Below are 1,164 nucleotides of genomic sequence, written 5' to 3' on the forward strand. Positions count from 1 at the left end.
AGGTCACCCTTCAGCTCTTTAAAAGCCTGTTCTACTTCGGTGAGTTGGATATACCAGGTCCAGAGTTGGACAGGGTCGTTGCTGGCCAGATTGGAACGGAGCAAATAGCGACCTTCACGTCGGCGGACCTGGCGCAGTTTCTTGCGATTGAGTGCAAAGGTAAAGGTCGTGGCGCTGACGGGTTCATCGGGCGCGGGTACCTGAATACGCACCAACCCATAGGCGCGCCCGGCGTCTTTCTTCGCCGCACCGAGTTTCAGTAAGAGGTCGTCGCGGCTGAGGTCTTGGCGTTGCAACTCCTGCAGGCGTTTCCATAATCGCTTGAGACGTCGACGGCGCATGGCCCGTTCCTTGTCTTGGCGTCCGGCGCTACGGGCCAGGACATACAACTCGCCGTCCTGCTCCAAGAGCTTGACCGTGACCCGGTCACGCACCACCGCCCAGGGCTTGGTTAGAAAGGACTTTTCCAGCTTGGTCAAGCGCCCTTTGGGGGTGCCCACCAGATAATGCACCGGCGGATCGGAGGCGCGCATCAGGGCCAGGGTCGCTTCGGTCGGGATACCACGATCCATTACCCAGATGCGGTCGGCCTTGCCGTATTGGGCCTCGATCTTGGCGAGGGCGTCGGTGAGGGTTTGTTTATCGAGGGTATTGCCGGCGAGTACCTCGTAGGCCAGCGGAAAGCCGTCCGGGGTGACGATCAGGGCGATGACCACCTGGACGCAATCGGAGCGTTTATCACGGCTGTAGCCGAATTTGCGTTTGCCACTCTCCGGCGGGTCGCATTCAAAATAGGTGCTGGTCAGATCGTACAGCAGGATCTCGAAGCGGGCATCGAAGAGGATGCGCCAGCGTTCTTGCAGGTGCGTAAACAGCGCCTTTTTGTGCTCCACGAGATGATCGAGACAGCGGTAGAGGGTGTGGCTATGGGCGATGGCAAAGTCCTCCCCGAGCAGGTCACCCATCGCACTGTGGTCGAACCAGTGCCGGTGCAGGCGCCATTCGCTGCCGGGGTCGATCAGGCGGTACGCCACCAGGGTCTTGAGGACATTTAACCAGCGTGTGCCCTTGCGGCTGGGTGGCAGTCGCGACGCCCAGAAGGTGTCCAGTTGCAACAGATCCCACAGCCCACACGCCACCCAGCACGCGCCCCACTGCCGCGGC

1 protein-coding gene is annotated in these 1,164 nt (G+C 60.8%); it reads right to left on the reverse strand.

Annotated features, from left to right (window positions below):
* On the reverse strand, positions 1 to 1,164 hold a 1,164-nt coding region (locus A39O_RS0110920), incomplete at both ends, for an IS1634 family transposase (protein WP_020504695.1).

The organism is Lamprocystis purpurea DSM 4197 (assembly GCF_000379525.1).
Taxonomy (GTDB): domain Bacteria; phylum Pseudomonadota; class Gammaproteobacteria; order Chromatiales; family Chromatiaceae; genus Thiodictyon; species Thiodictyon purpureum.